The sequence below is a fragment of the Mesorhizobium sp. M7A.F.Ca.CA.001.08.2.1 genome, assembly GCF_003998455.1.
Classification (GTDB): domain Bacteria; phylum Pseudomonadota; class Alphaproteobacteria; order Rhizobiales; family Rhizobiaceae; genus Mesorhizobium; species Mesorhizobium ciceri.
Genome location: NZ_RZPW01001092.1, coordinates 1 through 1,545 on the forward strand (window position 1 = coordinate 1; position 1,545 = coordinate 1,545).

General features: G+C 64.4%; 1 protein-coding gene. It reads left to right on the forward strand.

From position 1 onward, the window contains the following. Positions 1 to 23: 23 nt before the first annotated feature. A partial coding sequence (locus EN914_RS35050; RefSeq protein WP_206527313.1) for a dockerin type I domain-containing protein occupies positions 24 to 1,545 on the forward strand: 1,522 nt, incomplete at its 3' end.

Genomic DNA, 1,545 nt, shown 5'->3' on the forward strand with positions numbered 1-1,545 from the left:
GCCTGCGTCTCACGGCGGCCGACGTGGCCGGCCGCACCGCGCGCGCCGAGACTCAGGTAGAGATCGACAGCATCAAAACGCTACCGCGTGCCGAGACTGATTTCACTGTCACGCTTGCCAGCCACCAGATTGCTCTGGTCAGGCACTACGATCCCCTTGTTCGCGCCCAGGCGGGCAGCTTCGGCAATGGCTGGCAACTTGCTCTGAAGGACGTCGCGATAGAAACCGACGTTGCGCCGACCGGCCGTGAGGCCTTTGGTTCGTACGGCGCGTTCAGGAACGGCACGCGTGTCTACGTGACGCTGCCGACCGGCGAGCGGGTCGGCTTCACATTCGAAGCTCAAGAGCATAGCATTCCGGGCCTCGTCTACTATACGCCTTCCTTCCGCGCTGACGCTGGCGTGACGTGGACCTTGCGGACTGCCGCGACGCAGCTCTCTCGCGTCGGCGACCGATTCTACGATCTTGCGACCGGCAGGCCTTACAACCCGGCCGGGCTCGAGGGCCGCGGCGAATACGAGCTCGTTGGGCCGGGTGGGACCGCCTATGTCGTCGACTCCCAGGCCGGCGTGACCTCGATCCGCTTTACTGATGGTGTGGCGCTCACCGTTGCCGACAGTGGCATCTTTGATGCCAACGGCAACGGAATCTCATTCATCGGCGGCGAGCACGGCATCACACGAGCCATCACGACCGACGGTCGCTCGTTCGCATATCTCTATGATGCGCAAGGCAATCTCACGCTGGTCCGCGATTTGATCACCGCGACGTCGAGACGGTACGGCTACGACGCGGATCACAGGCTCACATTGGTGAGCGGCGACGCCGGGCAGCGGGGCGTGGCGATCGATGCATCGGGAGCGGAGCTTCCGGTCACCGCCGATCTCGGCGTTGCAACCGGCTATCTCGCAGACGCCGCCCATGAAACCTTGGCACAAGGCGGGACGAACCGGCTGACCTTCACGATCCGGCCGTCCGAGCTCGCGTCCACCGATGGCGGCTCCCTCTATCTCGGCGTGATCCTTAAGCCCACTTCCGGAGGTGCAACGTTTGCTGTTCCGGAGCTTCAGGGAGCAACTCTTGTCGCTAGCCGGGCGGGGGCGAATGGCGCTTTCGCGCTGTACAAGATCGACCAGGCTGGGCTGAAGCTGCTGACCGTCCGCGGCGCAGATGCCGAGAGCGCCGGCGCCTACAGCCTCGAGCTTTTCGTTGCCGGCGATGCTAACCGGGACGGCAAGGTGGACGGAACCGATGCCGCCCTGACGTTTGCCGCCAACGGCGCGAGCGCGGGCCAGGCTGGCTACACGCCCACCGCTGACGCGAACCAGGACGGCACCGTCGACAGCACCGACGCCCAGCTGCTGTTCCAGAATTTGGGTTATCAGCCCAACCAGGCGCCGATTGCGATCACCGGAACGTTCAAGACGCACCAAGATCTTGAGCTCACCGCTTCTGTCGGCAATCTGGTCAGCGATCCCGAAGGCGACATGACTTTCGTTCGGCTGCTCGGCGCCACGCACGGCACTGCGCGCCTGTCTACTGATG